The 15,442-nt window shown below is 56.1% G+C and carries 13 protein-coding genes; 12 read left to right on the top strand and 1 reads right to left on the bottom strand.

Annotated elements, in window-relative coordinates; translation table 11 throughout:
• Positions 1-163 precede the first annotated feature (163 nt).
• The 12 genes from ACSZO4_RS01075 (at position 164) to focA (ending at position 14,119) form a co-directional block, all read left to right on the top strand.
• Positions 164-784, top strand: coding sequence for a 4Fe-4S dicluster domain-containing protein (locus ACSZO4_RS01075; protein WP_437886982.1), 621 nt, complete (start codon positions 164-166; stop codon positions 782-784).
• A complete protein-coding gene (gene hyfB, locus ACSZO4_RS01070; RefSeq protein WP_437886981.1) occupies positions 784-2,805 on the top strand; it encodes a hydrogenase 4 subunit B in 2,022 nt (673 codons plus the stop codon). The genes ACSZO4_RS01075 and hyfB overlap by 1 nt, the downstream gene beginning before the upstream one ends.
• Before the next feature lie 13 nt (positions 2,806-2,818).
• A complete protein-coding gene (locus ACSZO4_RS01065; protein ID WP_437886980.1) occupies positions 2,819-3,766 on the top strand; it encodes a respiratory chain complex I subunit 1 family protein in 948 nt (315 codons plus the stop codon).
• A 16-nt stretch (positions 3,767-3,782) separates the two neighbouring features.
• Positions 3,783-5,222 carry a hydrogenase 4 subunit D gene (locus ACSZO4_RS01060; RefSeq protein ID WP_437886979.1) on the top strand — a complete coding sequence of 480 codons (1,440 nt, stop codon included), beginning with the start codon at positions 3,783-3,785 and terminating at the stop codon, positions 5,220-5,222.
• Positions 5,223-5,233: 11 nt separating this feature from the next.
• Positions 5,234-5,884, top strand: a complete 651-nt coding sequence (gene hyfE, locus ACSZO4_RS01055) for a hydrogenase 4 membrane subunit (RefSeq protein ID WP_437886978.1) — start codon at positions 5,234-5,236, stop codon at positions 5,882-5,884.
• A 4-nt stretch (positions 5,885-5,888) separates the two neighbouring features.
• Complete coding sequence (hyfF, locus tag ACSZO4_RS01050) at positions 5,889-7,478, top strand: hydrogenase 4 subunit F (protein ID WP_437886977.1); 1,590 nt, start codon at positions 5,889-5,891, stop codon at positions 7,476-7,478.
• Entirely contained in the window at positions 7,475-9,202 is a 1,728-nt protein-coding gene (locus ACSZO4_RS01045; RefSeq protein ID WP_437886976.1) for an NADH-quinone oxidoreductase subunit C, read from the top strand. Before hyfF ends, ACSZO4_RS01045 begins: the two co-directional genes overlap by 4 nt.
• Positions 9,203-9,212: 10 nt before the next feature.
• A complete protein-coding gene (gene hyfH / locus ACSZO4_RS01040) occupies positions 9,213-9,761 on the top strand; it encodes a hydrogenase 4 subunit H (protein ID WP_437886975.1) in 549 nt (182 codons plus the stop codon).
• Positions 9,758-10,534 (top strand): NADH-quinone oxidoreductase subunit B family protein, encoded by a 777-nt coding sequence (locus ACSZO4_RS01035; protein ID WP_437886974.1) that lies wholly within the window; start codon positions 9,758-9,760, stop codon positions 10,532-10,534. Before hyfH ends, ACSZO4_RS01035 begins: the two co-directional genes overlap by 4 nt.
• The gene (locus tag ACSZO4_RS01030) at positions 10,527-10,937 is read left to right on the top strand and encodes a formate hydrogenlyase maturation HycH family protein (protein ID WP_437886973.1); all 411 of its coding nucleotides are present in this window, start codon (positions 10,527-10,529) and stop codon (positions 10,935-10,937) included. Before ACSZO4_RS01035 ends, ACSZO4_RS01030 begins: the two co-directional genes overlap by 8 nt.
• A gap of 223 nt (positions 10,938-11,160) precedes the next feature.
• On the top strand, positions 11,161-13,107 hold the full coding sequence (locus ACSZO4_RS01025) for a sigma 54-interacting transcriptional regulator (RefSeq protein ID WP_437886972.1): 1,947 nt from the start codon (positions 11,161-11,163) through the stop codon (positions 13,105-13,107).
• A gap of 154 nt (positions 13,108-13,261) precedes the next feature.
• Complete coding sequence (focA, locus tag ACSZO4_RS01020; RefSeq protein WP_437886971.1) at positions 13,262-14,119, top strand: formate transporter FocA; 858 nt, start codon at positions 13,262-13,264, stop codon at positions 14,117-14,119.
• Between the two features lie 124 nt (positions 14,120-14,243).
• On the opposite strand, the gene ACSZO4_RS01015 is transcribed toward focA, so the two are convergent.
• Entirely contained in the window at positions 14,244-15,311 is a 1,068-nt protein-coding gene (locus tag ACSZO4_RS01015; protein WP_437886970.1) for an AI-2E family transporter, read from the bottom strand.
• Between the last annotated feature and the right edge of the window lie 131 nt (positions 15,312-15,442).

Raw genomic sequence — 15,442 nt, 5'->3', positions numbered from 1 at the left:
CACTTGTGCCGATGTCTTGTCTGCCCCTCTTCTCTGACCATCACTTTTGCTCTTATAAAGCGCGCACAAAAACATAACACTTTGAAAATTAATAATTTTTAATATTGGCATATCTTATGCTTAAGCAGGCTCAACGAATTTAGTTCTCTTTCAAGGAGCCGACATGAACCGCTTTGTGATTGCAGATCCCGAGTGGTGTATAGGATGCAATACCTGCCTTGCCGCGTGTTCGGATGTACATAAAACCCAGGGGTTGCAGCATCACCCGAGGTTAACGCTGGTGAAAACCAACACCCAGACCGCGCCAGTGATGTGCCGACATTGTGACGACGCCCCCTGCAAACAGGTTTGCCCGGTAAACGCGATATCTTTTCAGGATGATGCCGTCTACCTCAACGAAACACTGTGTATCGGCTGCAAACTCTGTGGTCTGGTCTGCCCGTTTGGGGCGATCACCCCGTCAGGCAGTCACCCGGTGAATGTTCCCACTCGCTACGAACATTTTGTTGCCGAAACCCAGCTCAGGGATGTTCCTGACAGCCCACAAACTCAGCATCCGTTTTTACGCTGGAATGCTGGCGTCCAGACCATTGCGGTTAAGTGCGATCTCTGCCAGTTCCTGCCCGAAGGCCCGGCCTGCATCAGAGCCTGCCCAACCCATGCCCTGCACCTGGTGGATGAAAACGCACTCAATAAACAGGTAGCGGCGCGCAGGCTGATGGCGGCGGTGAATACGACGGATATGGCCTTCGACTCCTCTTCAACTTCGCCGGAGCAACGCTAATGGATGCCCTGCAATTATTGATGTGGTCACTCTTTTTATACGTTGCCGGGGGCATTGTTTCGCTGTTGATTGCCCGGCATGAAATCCTGGCGATTAAGGTCGCGGGCATCTCGGCGATGGCGGGCGGTTTACTCGGCCTTGCCAGCGCCGTGACCGCCCTTGCTGCGGGCCAAACCTTGCTCTGGCAAACGCCGGGGCCTTTCGCCTTTGCCCACTTCGTGGTGCGAATGGACAGCCTTGCCGCCTTTATGGTGCTGGTGATTTCGCTGCTGGTGACGGTGTGCGGCCTCTATTCGCTCTCCTATGTACGTGAATATCTCGGCAAGGGTGTCGGGGCGATGGGCTTCTTTATGAACCTGTTTATCGCCTCGATGGTCGGACTGGTGGTCATGGACAACGCCTTCTGGTTTATCGTGTTGTTCGAGATGATGTCGCTGGCCTCCTGGTTTTTGGTTATCACCGAGCAGGACGATGAGTCCATTCACGCCGGGCTGCTCTACTTCTTTATTGCCCACGCAGGTTCGGTGTTGATTATGGTCGCCTTCTTCCTGATGTGGCGGCAGAGCGGCAGCCTTGATTTTGCCAGCTTCCGGGAACTATCACTTTCACCGGGTGTTGCCTCAAGCGTGTTCCTGCTGGCCTTCTTCGGCTTTGGCGCCAAAGCTGGGATGCTGCCGTTGCACAGTTGGCTCCCCCGCGCGCACCCTGCGGCACCGTCACACGCCTCAGCACTCATGTCCGGCGTGATGGTAAAAATCGGTATCTTCGGGATTATCAAAGTCGGCATCGATTTGCTGGGCCACAGCGGCATTCCGCTATGGTGGGGCGTGGTGGTGCTGGCGTTTGGCGCGGTCTCTTCGGTGCTGGGGGTACTCTATGCGCTGGCGGAACATGACATTAAACGCCTGCTGGCCTGGCACACGGTGGAGAACATCGGCATCATTCTGATGGGGGTCGGCACCGGCATGGCCGGTATCGCGCTCAACCATCCGGTGATTGCCGCCATCGGCCTGCTCGGCGCGCTGTTCCATCTGCTCAACCACGCCTTATTTAAAGGGCTGCTGTTTCTTGGGGCCGGAGCGATTATCTTTCGCCTGCATACCCGGGATATGGAAAAAATGGGCGCGCTGGCGAAACGGATGCCCTGGACCGCTGGCGCATTTTTGATTGGCTGCCTGGCCATCTCCGCGATGCCGCCGCTTAATGGTTTTATCAGCGAATGGTACACCTACCAGTCTCTGTTCTCTCTGACCCGCGTTGACGCCATTATTCCCCGCCTGGCGGGCCCCATCGCCATCGTAATGCTGGCCATAACCGGGGCGCTTGCGGCAATGTGTTTTGTCAAAGTGTATGGCATCAGCTTTTGCGGCAATGCCCGCAGCGAAAAAGCCGAACAGGCGCGTGAAGTTCCGTGGCCGATGGTCACGGCGATGTGCATCCTGGCGCTGCTCTGCGTGCTGGCAGGCGTGGGTGCCAGCGTTATCGCCCCGCATCTGCTGCTTATCGCGCAGTCTCTTGCCACGCAGGAAACCCTTGCGGTTGCCGCGGGAGCCACGCTGCTGCCCGGCGATGCGCAGCAGGCGGTACTGACGCCATCGGTGGTCTTCCTGCTGCTTATCGTACTGCCGCTGATACCTGGGATCTTCTGGTATATCAATCGCCAGACCCGGGGCCGCTTTCGTCGCACCGGCGATGCCTGGGCCTGCGGCTATGCCTGGGAAAAAGGGATGGCCCCTTCCGCGGGCAGTTTTACCCAACCTCTGCGCGTGATGTTCGGCCCGCTCTATCAGATGCGCAAGTGGCTTGATCCTTCCGATCAACTGAGTCGAAGCCTGGGTGGCGTAACGCTTGCCGCTACCCGTACCGAACCATTCTGGGACGACAAAATCATCCAGCCGCTGGTCAGCCTGACCAAACGTATTGCCCGTACGGTGCAATATCTGCAAAGCGGTGATTTCCGTCTTTATTGCCTGTATGTGATCGCCGCGCTGGTGATCCTGCTGCTGACTATTGCCGTCTGAGGAGGGAGAGAACATGTTAGAACCAACCCCTGACTGGACGATGGGCCTGTTTGCTCTCTTCCAGGCGGCGTTCCTGCTGGCCCTGACGCCTTTATTTACCGGGATCTCCCGGCAGATCCGCGCCCGTATGCATTCCCGACGCGGACCGGGGATTTTGCAGGACTACCGCGATCTGCAAAAACTGCTTAAACGCCAGGAAGTGGCTCCCGCCTCTTCCGGTCTGATGTTTCGTGTTATGCCCTGGGTACTGCTGAGCAGCATGCTGCTGGTCGCCATGACCTTACCGCTGTTTATCCACGCATCGCCCTTCGCCGGAGCCGGCGATCTTATCACTCTGATTTATCTTTTTGCCCTGTTCCGCTTCTTCTTCGCCCTCTCCGGGCTGGATACCGGCAGCCCGTTCGCAGGTATCGGCGCCAGTCGTGAACTGACGCTGGGGATCCTGGTTGAACCTATGTTGATCCTCTCGCTGCTGGTACTGGCGCTGCTGGCGGGGTCCACCAACGTGGGCGCCATCAGCACAACGCTGGCAGGCGGCTGGATTTCTCCCGTCGCCACTCTGCTTGCCATGCTGGCCTGCGGCTTCGCCTGCTTTATCGAGATGGGCAAAATCCCCTTCGATGTCGCCGAAGCCGAGCAGGAGTTGCAGGAAGGTCCGCTTACCGAGTACTCCGGCGCGGGCCTTGCCCTGGTGAAATGGGGGATCGGCTTAAAACAGGTGGTGATGGCCTCGTTATTCCTGGCGCTGTTCTTCCCCTTCGGTAATGCCGGAACCCTGAGCGCAGGCGCGTTGCTACTGGCGCTGATTATCACCCTGGTCAAATTACTGGTGGTATTTGTGCTGGCCTCCGTGGTGGAAAACTCCCTGGCGCGTAGTCGGTTCTTACTGACTCACCACCTTACCTGGCTCGGTTTCAGTCTTGCCGCGCTGTCGTATGTTCTTTGGTTAACCGGTCTGTAAGGAGCGCTGAATAACTATGGAAACTCTTGCCCTGACAGTCCTGCTGCTGCCGTTTATCGGCGCACTGGCTGTTTCTCTGGCCCCCAGGCAGACCGCCCCCATGTTTGCCACCGTTGTCGCGTTACTGGCAACCTTCGCCACCGTTGCGCTGGCGGCAGGTTTTCACGCAGCGGGCAGCGAGGCGGTCGATATTCCGCTGTTGAGCGTCGGTCAGGTCGCGTTGTTTGGCATGACGGTTGACCGAATCAGCACCCTGATCCTGTTTGTGGTGGTGTTCCTCGGTCTGCTGGTCGCCCTCTACTCCACCGGCTATTTAACCCGCGCTAACCGCGAGCATCCTCACGATGGCAGCAATCGTTATTACGCTTTTCTGCTGATCTTTATTGGCGCCATGTCGGGGCTGGTGCTCTCTTCCACCCTGCTCGGGCAGCTGCTGTTTTTCGAAATCACCGGCGGCTGTTCCTGGGCGTTAATCAGCTATTACCAGTCGGAGAAATCCCAGCGTTCGGCAATGAAAGCCCTGCTCATTACCCATGTGGGTTCACTGGGGCTTTATCTGGCGGCGGCCACGCTGTTCCTGCAAACCGGTACTTTTGCCCTGAGCGCCATGAACCAGTTGCAGGGTAACGCCAGCTTTATTGTCTATGGCGGCATCCTGTTTGCGGGCTGGGGTAAGTCGGCGCAGTTGCCATTACAGGCCTGGCTACCGGATGCGATGGAAGCGCCGACGCCGGTCAGTGCGTACTTACATGCTGCATCGATGGTCAAAGTGGGGGTCTATATTTTTGCCCGCGCCATCGCCGCAGGTGGAGAGATCCCACACCTTATCGGCTGGGTGGGTGTGGCGATGGCGACGCTGACGCTGGTCTACGGCTTTTTAATGTACCTGCCGCAAAAAGATATGAAGCGCCTGCTCGCCTGGTCAACCATCTCGCAACTGGCATGGATCTTCCTCGCGCTGTCGCTTTCCATCTTCGGGTCGAAAATGGCCTTCAACGCGGGGATGGTTTACATCTTCAACCACTCGTTCGCCAAGAGCCTGTTCTTCCTGGTGGCGGGAGCGCTGAGCTACAGCTGCGGTACCCGTATGCTGCCGCGTCTGCGCGGCGTGATGCGCACCTTGCCGCTGGCTGGCATCGGCTTCTGCGTCGCGGCGCTGGCCATTACCGGCGTGCCGCCTTTCAGTGGCTTTTTCAGTAAATTCCCACTGTTCGCCGCCGGTTTTTCCCTCTCAGACCAGTACCCCATTTTACTCGCCGTCATGATCCTGGCGCTGGTGGAGTCGGTCGCCAGCTTCGGCTGGTTTATTTACTGGTTCGGACGTGTGGTACCGGGTGAAGCGAGTGATGAAGTGGCTCAGGCCGCGCCGCTGCCCTGGTCAATGCGTGTGGTACTGATAGTTCTGGTGGTGATGTCGCTGTGTTCAAGCGTCATTGCCGCAGCCTGGATGGGTTAAGGGAGTCGAAGATGACTGGAACAATTTTAGTTAACAACCTCGCGGGGCTGATGATGTTCACCTCGCTGCTGGTCACCTGCGCCAGACGCTACACCGTCTCCTGCTGGCTGTACGCGCTGCAATCGCTGGTGCTGGTATCGATATTTTTCACCCTCTCGGTGCTACTTGATGCTGAACAACTGCGGATGTGGTCCATCAGCGCATTCTTTACCAAAGTCCTGTTGGTACCGCTGATTATGGGTTATGCGTTTCGCAAAATGGCCCCTGCCGGGCAGGGAGAGCGCCTGTTTGGCCCGGCGGCGCTGGTGCTGATGGCAGCCGGGATCGTTCTGCTGTGCTGGTTTGTGGTCCGTCCGGTGCAGTTACCCATGGTCGCCCAGTTAAAACCGGCGCTGGCGGTAGCGCTCGGTCACTTCCTGCTGGGACTGCTGTGCATCATCAGCCAACGCAATATTCTACGCCAGGTGTTCGGCTACTGCCTGATGGAAAACGGCTCGCATCTGGTGCTGGCTTTGCTGGCCTGGCGGGCGCCGGAGCTGGTGGAGATCGGTATCGCGACCGATGCCATTTTCGCGGTGATCGTGATGACGCTGCTGGCGAGAAAAATCTGGCGCACCCACGGCACGCTGGATGTTAACAACCTCACCGCGCTGAAAGGATAACGACATGAGTCATGCATTGATGTTCACTTTGCTACTGCTGACGCCTCTGCTGATTTCCGTGCTCTGTTTTGCCTGCCGACTGCGCGGCGACGCAGCCCGGGGGATTGTCACGTTCGTGCATACCCTCGGCATTGCAGTGTTGATGGTAGTAGCACTGTGGACGGTGGCGGAAGCGGTCAAAGAGGGCGAAATTTTTGCCGCCCATCGCTGGTTACATATCGACAGCCTGAGCGGCCTGTTCCTGTCGCTGCTGGGGATTATCGGTTTTCTGACCGGGTTGTACTCCATTGGTTATATGCGCCACGAAGTGGATCATGGGGAGATAACCGTCGGCACGCTGTGCAACTACTACGGTTTTTTCCATCTGTTCCTTTTCACCATGCTGTTGGTGGTCACCAGCAATAACCTGATTGTGATGTGGGCGGCGATTGAAGCCACCACCCTCAGTTCAGCATTTCTGGTGGGCATTTACGGTCAGCGTTCGTCGCTGGAAGCGGCATGGAAATACATCATCATCTGTACTGTCGGCGTGGCCTTTGGTCTGTTCGGCACCGTGCTGGTGTACGCCAATGCCGCAAGCTTTATGGCCGAGCCGGATCACGCCATTTTCTGGACCGAAGTGCTCAAAGAGAGCAGCAAACTCGACCCGACGTTAATGGTGCTGGCCTTTGTCTTTGTCCTGATTGGCTTTGGGACCAAAACCGGGCTGTTTCCGATGCACGCATGGCTGCCGGACGCCCACAGTGAAGCGCCAAGCCCGGTGAGCGCTCTGCTCTCGGCGGTATTGCTGAACTGCGCGCTGCTGGTGCTGATTCGCTATTACATCATCATCTGCCATGCCATTGGCAACAGCTTCCCCAATATGCTGCTGATGATATTTGGCCTGCTCTCCGTTGCAGTGGCTGCCTTCTTTATTCTGGTACAGCAGGACATCAAGCGTCTGCTGGCATACTCCAGCGTGGAAAACATGGGTCTGGTGGCGGTCGCTCTGGGTATCGGCGGCCCGCTGGGGATTCTGGCCGCCCTGCTGCACACCCTGAACCATAGTCTCGCCAAAACGCTGCTGTTCTGTGGCTCCGGCAACGTATTGCTCAAATACGGCACCCGCAATCTGAACGTGGTCTGCGGCATGCTCAAAGTGATGCCCTTTACCGCCGTTCTGCTGGGCGGCGGTGCGCTGGCGCTTGGCGGCATGCCGCCATTCAATATCTTCCTCAGCGAGTTTATGACCGTCACCGCCGGGCTTGCCGCCGACCATTTAACCCTGACCATTGTGCTGCTGTTGCTGCTGACCATCGTCCTTGGCGGGCTGGTACGCATGGTGGCTAAAGTCCTGTTCGCCGCTCCGCCGCAGGAGGTCGCAAGTGGAGAACTCGGCTGGCTGACCACGCTGCCCATGGTGATTTTGCTGGTGATGATGCTGGTCATGGGCACCCATATTCCACAGCCGGTGAGCAAGATGCTGGCCAGCGCATCAGCCATCGTGATGTCTGGCAACGATGAACAATCAACACAATTTAGCTGGCTGTGGGCGTCCTTCGACACCACCGCCGCAACAGCTACGCCCGCACGGGTTCAGGGAGAGTTAAAGTGAGTTATTTAGAGAGTGTCAGTCTTGATGCCCCTCGTGGTGCGGTATACCTTGTGGCGCTAAACGCGCAATTTCCAGGGGCCATTCTTGAAGAAGAACGGCAGACCTTTGAGCAGACCACTATTACGGTGAAGCTCAACCTGCTGCCGGACATCGTTCATTACCTCTATTATCAACACGATGGCTGGCTGCCGGTGCTGTTCGGCAACGACGAACGCACGCTGAATGGCCATTACGGGGTCTATTATGCCCTGTCGATGGAAGGGGCAGAAAAATGCTGGATCGTGGTAAAAGCGCTGGTGGATGCCGCCACCCGCGAATTCCCGTCCGTCACCCCGAAGGTTCCGGCTGCGGTCTGGGGCGAGCGTGAGATCCGTGACATGTACGGGTTGATCCCGGTGGGCTTACCGGATCAACGCCGTCTGTTACTACCGGATGACTGGCCGGATGATTTGCATCCGCTGCGCAAAGACACCATGGATTACCGCCTGCGCCCGGAACCCACCACCGACACGGAAAACTACTCCTTTATCAATGAAGGGGGCAATTCTGCGCGTATCGTGCCGATTGGCCCGTTGCATATCACCTCCGATGAACCGGGCCACTTCCGTCTGTTTGTTGATGGCGAACGAATTGTCGATGCCGACTATCGCCTGTTCTATGTCCACCGGGGTATGGAAAAACTGGCGGAAACCCGCATGGGTTACAACGAAGTCACCTTCCTGTCAGACCGTGTCTGCGGCATTTGTGGTTTCGCCCACAGCGTGGCCTACACCACTTCGGTGGAAAACGCGCTCGGCATTGTGGTCCCGCAACGGGCTCACACTATTCGCTCGGTACTGCTGGAAGTGGAGCGTCTGCACAGCCATTTACTGAATATCGGCCTGTCCTGCCACTTTGTCGGCTTTGATACCGGCTTTATGCAGTTTTTCCGCATCCGCGAAAAATCGATGACCATGGCAGAGCTGCTTACCGGGTCGCGTAAAACCTACGGCCTGAACCTGATTGGCGGCATTCGTCGCGATGTGCTTAAAGAGCAGCGCGTCAAAACCATCCAGCTGGTCCGCGAAATGCGCGCCGAAGTGACGCAGCTGGTGGACATGCTGCTCTCCACGCCCAATATCGGTCAGCGCACGCAAGGCGTCGGCGTACTGGACAGGCAGATAGCGCGTGATTACAGCCCGGTCGGGCCGCTGATCCGCGGGAGCGGCTTTAACCGCGATCTTCGTTTTGATCACCCTTATGCCGACTATGGCAATATCCCGAAAACCTTATTCAGCTGGCCTGATGGCGATGTATTTTCCCGGGTGATGGTCAGGATCAAAGAGACCTTCGACTCACTGTCGATGATTGAATATGCCCTGGATAATTTGCCGAACACCCCGCTGCTGACCGAAGGCTTCACCTATCAGCCGCATAAATTCGCCCTCGGCTACGTTGAAGCGCCGCGTGGCGAAGATGTGCACTGGAGTATGCTCGGCGACAACCAAAAATTGTTCCGCTGGCGCTGCCGTGCGGCGACCTACGCGAACTGGCCGGTGCTGCGCTATATGCTGCGCGGCAACACCGTGTCCGATGCGCCGCTGATTATCGGCAGCCTCGATCCCTGCTACTCCTGTACAGACCGTGTCACTCTGGTGGACGTGCGTAAACGCAAATCCACCACCGTGCCGTACAAAGAGATCGAGCGTTACGGTATTGAACGTCGCAACTCGCCGCTGAAATAAGGAGGATACGATGCTTAAATTGTTGAAAACCATTCTCAGGGCAGGCGACGTGACGGTGAAATACCCGTTTGCACCGCTGGATGTCTGCCCTGGCTTTCGCGGCCGACCTGAGCTTGATGCGCAGCAGTGTATCGCCTGCGGAGCCTGCACCACAGCGTGCCCGGCCAACGCCCTGACGATGGAAACCTCACCGGACGATAACGCCCGCACCTGGCAGCTCTTTATTGGCCGCTGTATTTACTGCGGCCGCTGCGAAGAAGTGTGTCCGACCCATGCTATTCGCCTGACGGAAGATTTCGAACTGGCCGTGACCCGCAAAGCCGATCTCTATGTGCGCGCCACTTTCCGTTTGCAACATTGCTCTGAATGCCATCAGCCTTTCGCTCCGGAGAAATCTGTCGCGCTGGCCACAGAGCTGCTGGCGATGCATCAGGCCAATCCCGAAATTCTGGCGACGCTGCGCGCTCAGGCGGAGGTATGCCCGGCCTGTAAACGCCGGGCGTCACTGGAGCACCGGGGCAGTACCAACGTTCATTACCATCTTAAGGAGCAAGCATGAGTGCCGATTCCCTGACGCTGTCACAACATGTCAGCCAGCCGATTTCGCTGGATGACGAAGCGCAGAAAATCAAGCAGGTGCTGCTGCGTGATATCCAGCGTTCTGCCTATGTTTATCGGGTTGACTGCGGCGGGTGCAACGGGTGCGAAATCGAAATTTTCTCCGCCATCACTCCCCTGTTCGACGCCGAGCGTTTTGGCATCAAAGTGGTGGCCTCGCCCCGTCATGCCGATATTTTGCTGTTTACCGGGGCGGTAACCCGCGCCATGCGCATGCCTGCTCTGCGCGCCTGGCACTCCGCGCCGGATCATAAAATTGCGATATCTTACGGCGCATGCGGGGTCGGCGGCGGCATCTTCCACGACCTGTACTGCGTCTGGGGTGGTAGCGATACTATCGTCCCCATTGACGTCTGGATCCCTGGTTGCCCGCCGACACCTGCCGCCACCATTCACGGTTTTGCGGTCGCCTTAGGTCTACTTGAGCAGAAACTGCATGCCATCGATTACCAGCAGGCCGAGGGGGAAACCGCCAGCATACGCTGGCCTGCGGTGCCGCTGGCAATGCGTGTGCATATTGAGCGTCTGGCTCGCCAACTGGCTGGCTATCGCCAGGGGCGGGAAATCGCCGAACGCTTTTTTGCCTTGTTGAGTGAAGGAGAACCGACGCAGCGTTTGCCGCGTATTCACGCCTGGCTGCAACAGGCGGCAGACCCTCGTCTGACGAGCATCGTGCAACAACTAATTGTTGAAATGGAGCGTCATAATGGCTGAGTACGGCGCTAAAGTCATGTTCTGGACGCTGCGGCAGAAGTTTGTTGACGACAGCGTTAATGTGGAAGAAAAGAGCCGCCAGGTGATGTATTACTCACTGGCAATCGGTCATCACGTGGGGGTGATCGATTGCCTGAATGTGGTGCTTGAATGTCCGCTCGATGGCTACCAGGCCTGGGTTGATCTGCTGGAGGGTGAAGCACAACGCAAAATGCGCGGGCTGTTAACCTTTGGCGAGATTGTTATCGATGCCAGCCACGTCAATACCCTGGCACCGGCTTTTGCCCGCCTGGCGGCTGAAGCCGAATCGCCCTGGCGCGACTGGAGTGAACAAATGCTCCAGCATTTACAAGATATTGCGCAGGAACCCGCTATTTATCTGATGGTCCGCCTGTTGAGGTAAAATTTAGGTTTTATCCAATCCTGATCAATTAGTATGACAATTAGTGTATCCGTGAAGCGCTTAACACTACAAAAAACAGGGTTATAGTAGGATAATACGTGGCCCTGTTTATGTACTGATAAATAAAAATCACGCGAACACAACGGTAAGGGGTCACTCAATGCTGGCCTTCACTCTTTTTTGTCTGCTTGTGTGCAATTGATTCTGGAAGGATGCGGTACCCATGATTTTACAGCGTTTGCTGGAACAAAAAGATAAAGCGTCCCTGCTACGGGCGTTCATTCCTCTACCGCCTCCCTTCAGCCCCATCCAGTTTATTGAATTACGCCCTGGCGACCACTGTTTTTACCGCTGTTTCGACGACGGTAGCGACGAGTTTTCTGCCGAGGAGTACGTCGGCCAGGTCAGCGACAGCTCCGTCCATATGATTTTACTTGCCAGTGATACGATGGCGGAGTTGCGCTTCGTGCGTACCGATGGCGGAAAATTCTGCGACACCGACAATACCATGTTCGCCTGGCTGGCAAGACTGGCGGCGCAAGGGCTGGAAGGCGATATCGCCCGGGGCGAAATGGAAACTACCCTGGCGACATTACAGCAGGATCGTGACCATGACCGGGTGCTGGTCGACATCACCAATACCGTACTCTCTCATCTGGATATTGATGAACTGGTGGTGGATGTTTCCCGGGAAATTCATCGCTTCTTTGGCGTGGACAGCGTCAGCATGGTGCTGCGCGATGCCTTGCGCTCCCGCCAGCTAATCTGGCACTCAACCGACTTCACCTCGCCGCAGCCGGTCAGCCAGCATCACCCCTTGCGCAGTGAAAGCGCGCTGCTCTCAAGTGCGCTCAATGAGCATCATCCATCCTTGCTACAAAAGAAGGACGACCCGCAGCAATGGAGCAGCGATCCACTGCTTGCATCGCTGGCGACGGGCATGGAGGCGGTATTTATCTTACCGCTGGCATTCAGCCATCAGTCCACCGGGGTGCTGGTGCTATCCCACCGGGATATGACAATATTCAGCGCGCAAAACTGTCGATTAATTCGCCAGATTGCCGACAGAATTGGCATTGCCGTCGATAATGCCGATGCCTATCGCAAAGTCACGCATGTGAAGGAAAATCTCAAAAACGAAAACAGCAAACTTAACCAGCAGATCCTCTCTAATCAGACCTTTGGCGATATCGTTTATCAAAGTGACGCCATGCGCGATGTCCTGCAGCAGGTCGATATTGTCGCCCTGAGTGACAGCACCGTGTTGATTCTGGGGGAAACGGGGACCGGAAAAGAGATTATTGCCCGCGCCATTCATCAGTTAAGCCTGCGCAAAGACAAACCGCTGGTGAAAATTAACTGCGCGGCGATCCCCTCAAGTCTGCTGGAAAGTGAGCTGTTTGGTCACGATAAAGGGGCCTTTACCGGGGCGATCAACACCCACCGCGGGCGCTTTGAAATGGCCGATGGCGGCACTCTGTTCCTTGATGAAATTGGCGATATGCCCATCGAGCTACAGCCTAAGCTATTGCGCGTGTTACAGGAGCGGGAGATTGAGCGTATTGGCGGGACGCGAACCATCCCGGTCAACGTGCGGGTGATTGCCGCCACTAACCGTGATCTCAAGCAGATGGTGATTGATCGCGAATTCCGTAACGATCTCTTTTACCGTCTCAACGTGTTCCCGTTGATGCTGCCGCCGCTGCGCGATCGACCGGACGATATTCCCCTGCTGGCCCGCTATTTCACCCAAAAGCTGTCGCGACGCCTCAATCGCGCCGTCGACACCATTCCTGCTGATGCGATGCGCCAGCTCATACGCTACGAGTGGCCTGGCAATGTGCGCGAACTGGAAAACATCATTGAACGTGCCGTACTACTCTCCCGGGACAATACCCTGAGCCTGCACCTCAATACGCAATCGACCAGCATGGTTCAGCCGGTCGGGCACGATCCCTTTCCGTTTCCCTTACCGCGTGTTGCAGAGATAATTCACACCGAACCGCCTGAAAATGATGAAGAAGAGCGCCAGCGGATCATTCAGGTGCTGCGGGAAACCAATGGCATTGTTGCGGGTCCGCGCGGTGCTGCTGCCAAATTAGGAATGAAACGTACAACCCTGCTGTCACGTATGCAGCGGCTGGGTATTGCCGTACGGGAAGTCCTGTAACCCTGTCTTTCTCCTGACGTTAACTGTGAACCAATTAACGCTTTCGCCCCGGAATTTCTCCTGAGCTGGTACGGGCTGTGCATAAAACGGCGAGTTTCAATATTGTCCCGCGCGATCTGCGCCGTCCTTTATGCACGGAAATCAGGAGATACTTATGGATACCAGCAACGCTTTTGATCTGCGGCTACCCGCAGAAATGGCAAAAGTTGCCGAACAGGCAGGTTTATATAAAGTCAGCAAGAAGAAAGAATTGTCCTTCTTTCTCGCCGTGACCGCTGGTGTATTTATTTCGATCGCCTTTGTTTTTTATATCACTGTCACCATGGGTCCGGCACCGGCAAGCGGGCTGACAAAACTGGCGGGCGGCGTCTGCTTCTCGCTGGGGTTAATACTGGTGGTGGTCTGTGGCGCCGATCTCTTTACCTCAACGGTGCTTACCGTGATGGCGAAAGCCAGCGGGCTGATAAGCTGGGGGCAGCTGCTGCTCAACTGGGTCCTGGTCTATCTGGGGAATCTGGTGGGTGCGCTGTTCTTTGTCGCCCTGATCTGGTTCGCCGGGCAACATATGAACGGCAATGGTCTGTGGGGGCTTAATGTATTACAGACCGCTGACCATAAAATGCACCACACCTTTATTGAGGCGGTCTGCCTCGGCACATTATGTAATTTAATGGTCTGTCTGGCGGTATGGATGAGTTATTCCGGCCATACGCTGACGGATAAAATCATGGCAATGCTGCTACCCATTGGTATGTTTGTCGCCAGCGGATTTGAGCACAGCATCGCCAATATGTTTCTGATCCCACTCGCGATTATTATCCGTGATTTTGCCCCGGACACATTCTGGACGACGGTACACTCCTCGCCGGATAACTTCCCGGCCCTGACCGTCAGTAATTTTATTACCGCCAATCTGATCCCGGTAACCATCGGCAATATTATCGGCGGTGGATTACTGGTGGGCGTGACCTACTGGATTATCTATCTGCGTAATCAAAATAACAGGCACTGATGGCGCTGCAACTGGCCCCTTTTTATCAATATCGCCTCAGGCCAGTTATCAAATTGAGAAACAGGCCCATTCCACCCCTCGCCTCTTTTTGAGGAGAGGGGAAACAGGCCGCACTGAGTAAAAATTAATGCGGTTCGTCAACCACCGGTGCGTCCGGCCAGGCGTGGATAACGGCCTTGACCAGCGTCGCTAACGGGATGGCGAAGAACACACCCCAGAATCCCCACAGACCGCCAAAAATAATCACTGACAGGATGATAACCAGCGGATGCAGGTTGACGGCCTCGGAGAAGAGCACCGGCACCAGTAGATTGCCGTCCAGCCCCTGAATAATCAGATAGACCGCAAAGCAGCTCCAGAACTCGGTGCCTGCGCCGAACTGAAACAGCGCCACGCAGACAACCGGGATGGTGACCACAAACGCGCCGATATAGGGGATCAACACCGAGAAGCCCACCAGCACGGCTAACAGCAACGAGTAATTGAGGCCAAAGAGTAAAAAACCAAACCAGGTAGCGACGCCCACCACAATCATTTCCAGCACTTTGCCGCGAATATAGTTGGTGATTTGCTGGTTCATCTCTTTCCAGACCTGGCCTGCCAGCCCGCGATTGCGCGGCAGTACACGGCGTACCGCGTTGAGCATCTGCTCTTTATCTTTCACCAGGAAAAAGACCATCAGCGGCACCAGCACCAGATAGACCGCGAGCGTCAGCAGCCCCACCAGCGAGGCGAGGGAATATTTGACCACTGAGTCGCCCATCCCGGACATTCGGGTGCGCATGTTTTCCGCCATCGCATCAATGATGCCCGCATCCATTAACATCGGATAACGCCGGGGCAGCGTGGCGGCATAGTCGGAGAGTTTATTGAGCATCCCAGGCATATCGCGGATCAGGTTCATCCCCTGCTGCCAGGCAATCGGCATCACCACAAAAGCCATCACCATTAAGATGCCAACAAAGATAATCAGTACCAGCGAGGCGGCCCAGCGGCGGGAGATACCGATACGCTCCAGGCGAACGGTCGGCCACTCGAGCAGGTAAGCCAGCACCAGGGCAACCAACAGCGGTGCCAGCAGGCCATTGAAAAAGAAAAGGATAACAAAACCTGCCAGCAGAATGACCAGTAACGCAATCGCTTCAGGATCGCTAAAGCGACGGCGATACCACTGCATCAACAATTCGAGCATAAATTCCTTCCGGGAGAGCCGGATTGAGCGAGGTGAGTAGACGAAGTGTATCGAAATGTCACAAAAAAGACTTCGCTTTTTAATGCCTTTGCACTGAAACACCGCCTGCGGGTAAAAAGATTTTAATCTAT

It is taken from the genome of Phytobacter sp. V91, from assembly GCF_965644225.1.
GTDB lineage: Bacteria > Pseudomonadota > Gammaproteobacteria > Enterobacterales > Enterobacteriaceae > CBFFRJ01.
This window is presented reverse-complemented; position numbering and strand designations above follow the sequence as displayed.

Excerpts from the sequence above, each read along its gene's own strand:
- hyfB (WP_437886981.1), top strand. The coding sequence starts at position 784 with ATGGATGCCCTGCAATTATTGATGTGGTCACTCTTTTTATACGTTGCC.
- ACSZO4_RS01015 (WP_437886970.1), bottom strand. The coding sequence starts at position 15,311 with ATGCTCGAATTGTTGATGCAGTGGTATCGCCGTCGCTTTAGCGATCCT.
- ACSZO4_RS01025 (WP_437886972.1), top strand. The coding sequence starts at position 11,161 with ATGATTTTACAGCGTTTGCTGGAACAAAAAGATAAAGCGTCCCTGCTA.
- focA (WP_437886971.1), top strand. The coding sequence starts at position 13,262 with ATGGATACCAGCAACGCTTTTGATCTGCGGCTACCCGCAGAAATGGCA.
- hyfE (WP_437886978.1), top strand. The coding sequence starts at position 5,234 with ATGACTGGAACAATTTTAGTTAACAACCTCGCGGGGCTGATGATGTTC.
- ACSZO4_RS01060 (WP_437886979.1), top strand. The coding sequence starts at position 3,783 with ATGGAAACTCTTGCCCTGACAGTCCTGCTGCTGCCGTTTATCGGCGCA.
- ACSZO4_RS01030 (WP_437886973.1), top strand. The coding sequence starts at position 10,527 with ATGGCTGAGTACGGCGCTAAAGTCATGTTCTGGACGCTGCGGCAGAAG.
- ACSZO4_RS01075 (WP_437886982.1), top strand. The coding sequence starts at position 164 with ATGAACCGCTTTGTGATTGCAGATCCCGAGTGGTGTATAGGATGCAAT.
- ACSZO4_RS01065 (WP_437886980.1), top strand. The coding sequence starts at position 2,819 with ATGTTAGAACCAACCCCTGACTGGACGATGGGCCTGTTTGCTCTCTTC.
- hyfH (WP_437886975.1), top strand. The coding sequence starts at position 9,213 with ATGCTTAAATTGTTGAAAACCATTCTCAGGGCAGGCGACGTGACGGTG.
- hyfF (WP_437886977.1), top strand. The coding sequence starts at position 5,889 with ATGAGTCATGCATTGATGTTCACTTTGCTACTGCTGACGCCTCTGCTG.
- ACSZO4_RS01035 (WP_437886974.1), top strand. The coding sequence starts at position 9,758 with ATGAGTGCCGATTCCCTGACGCTGTCACAACATGTCAGCCAGCCGATT.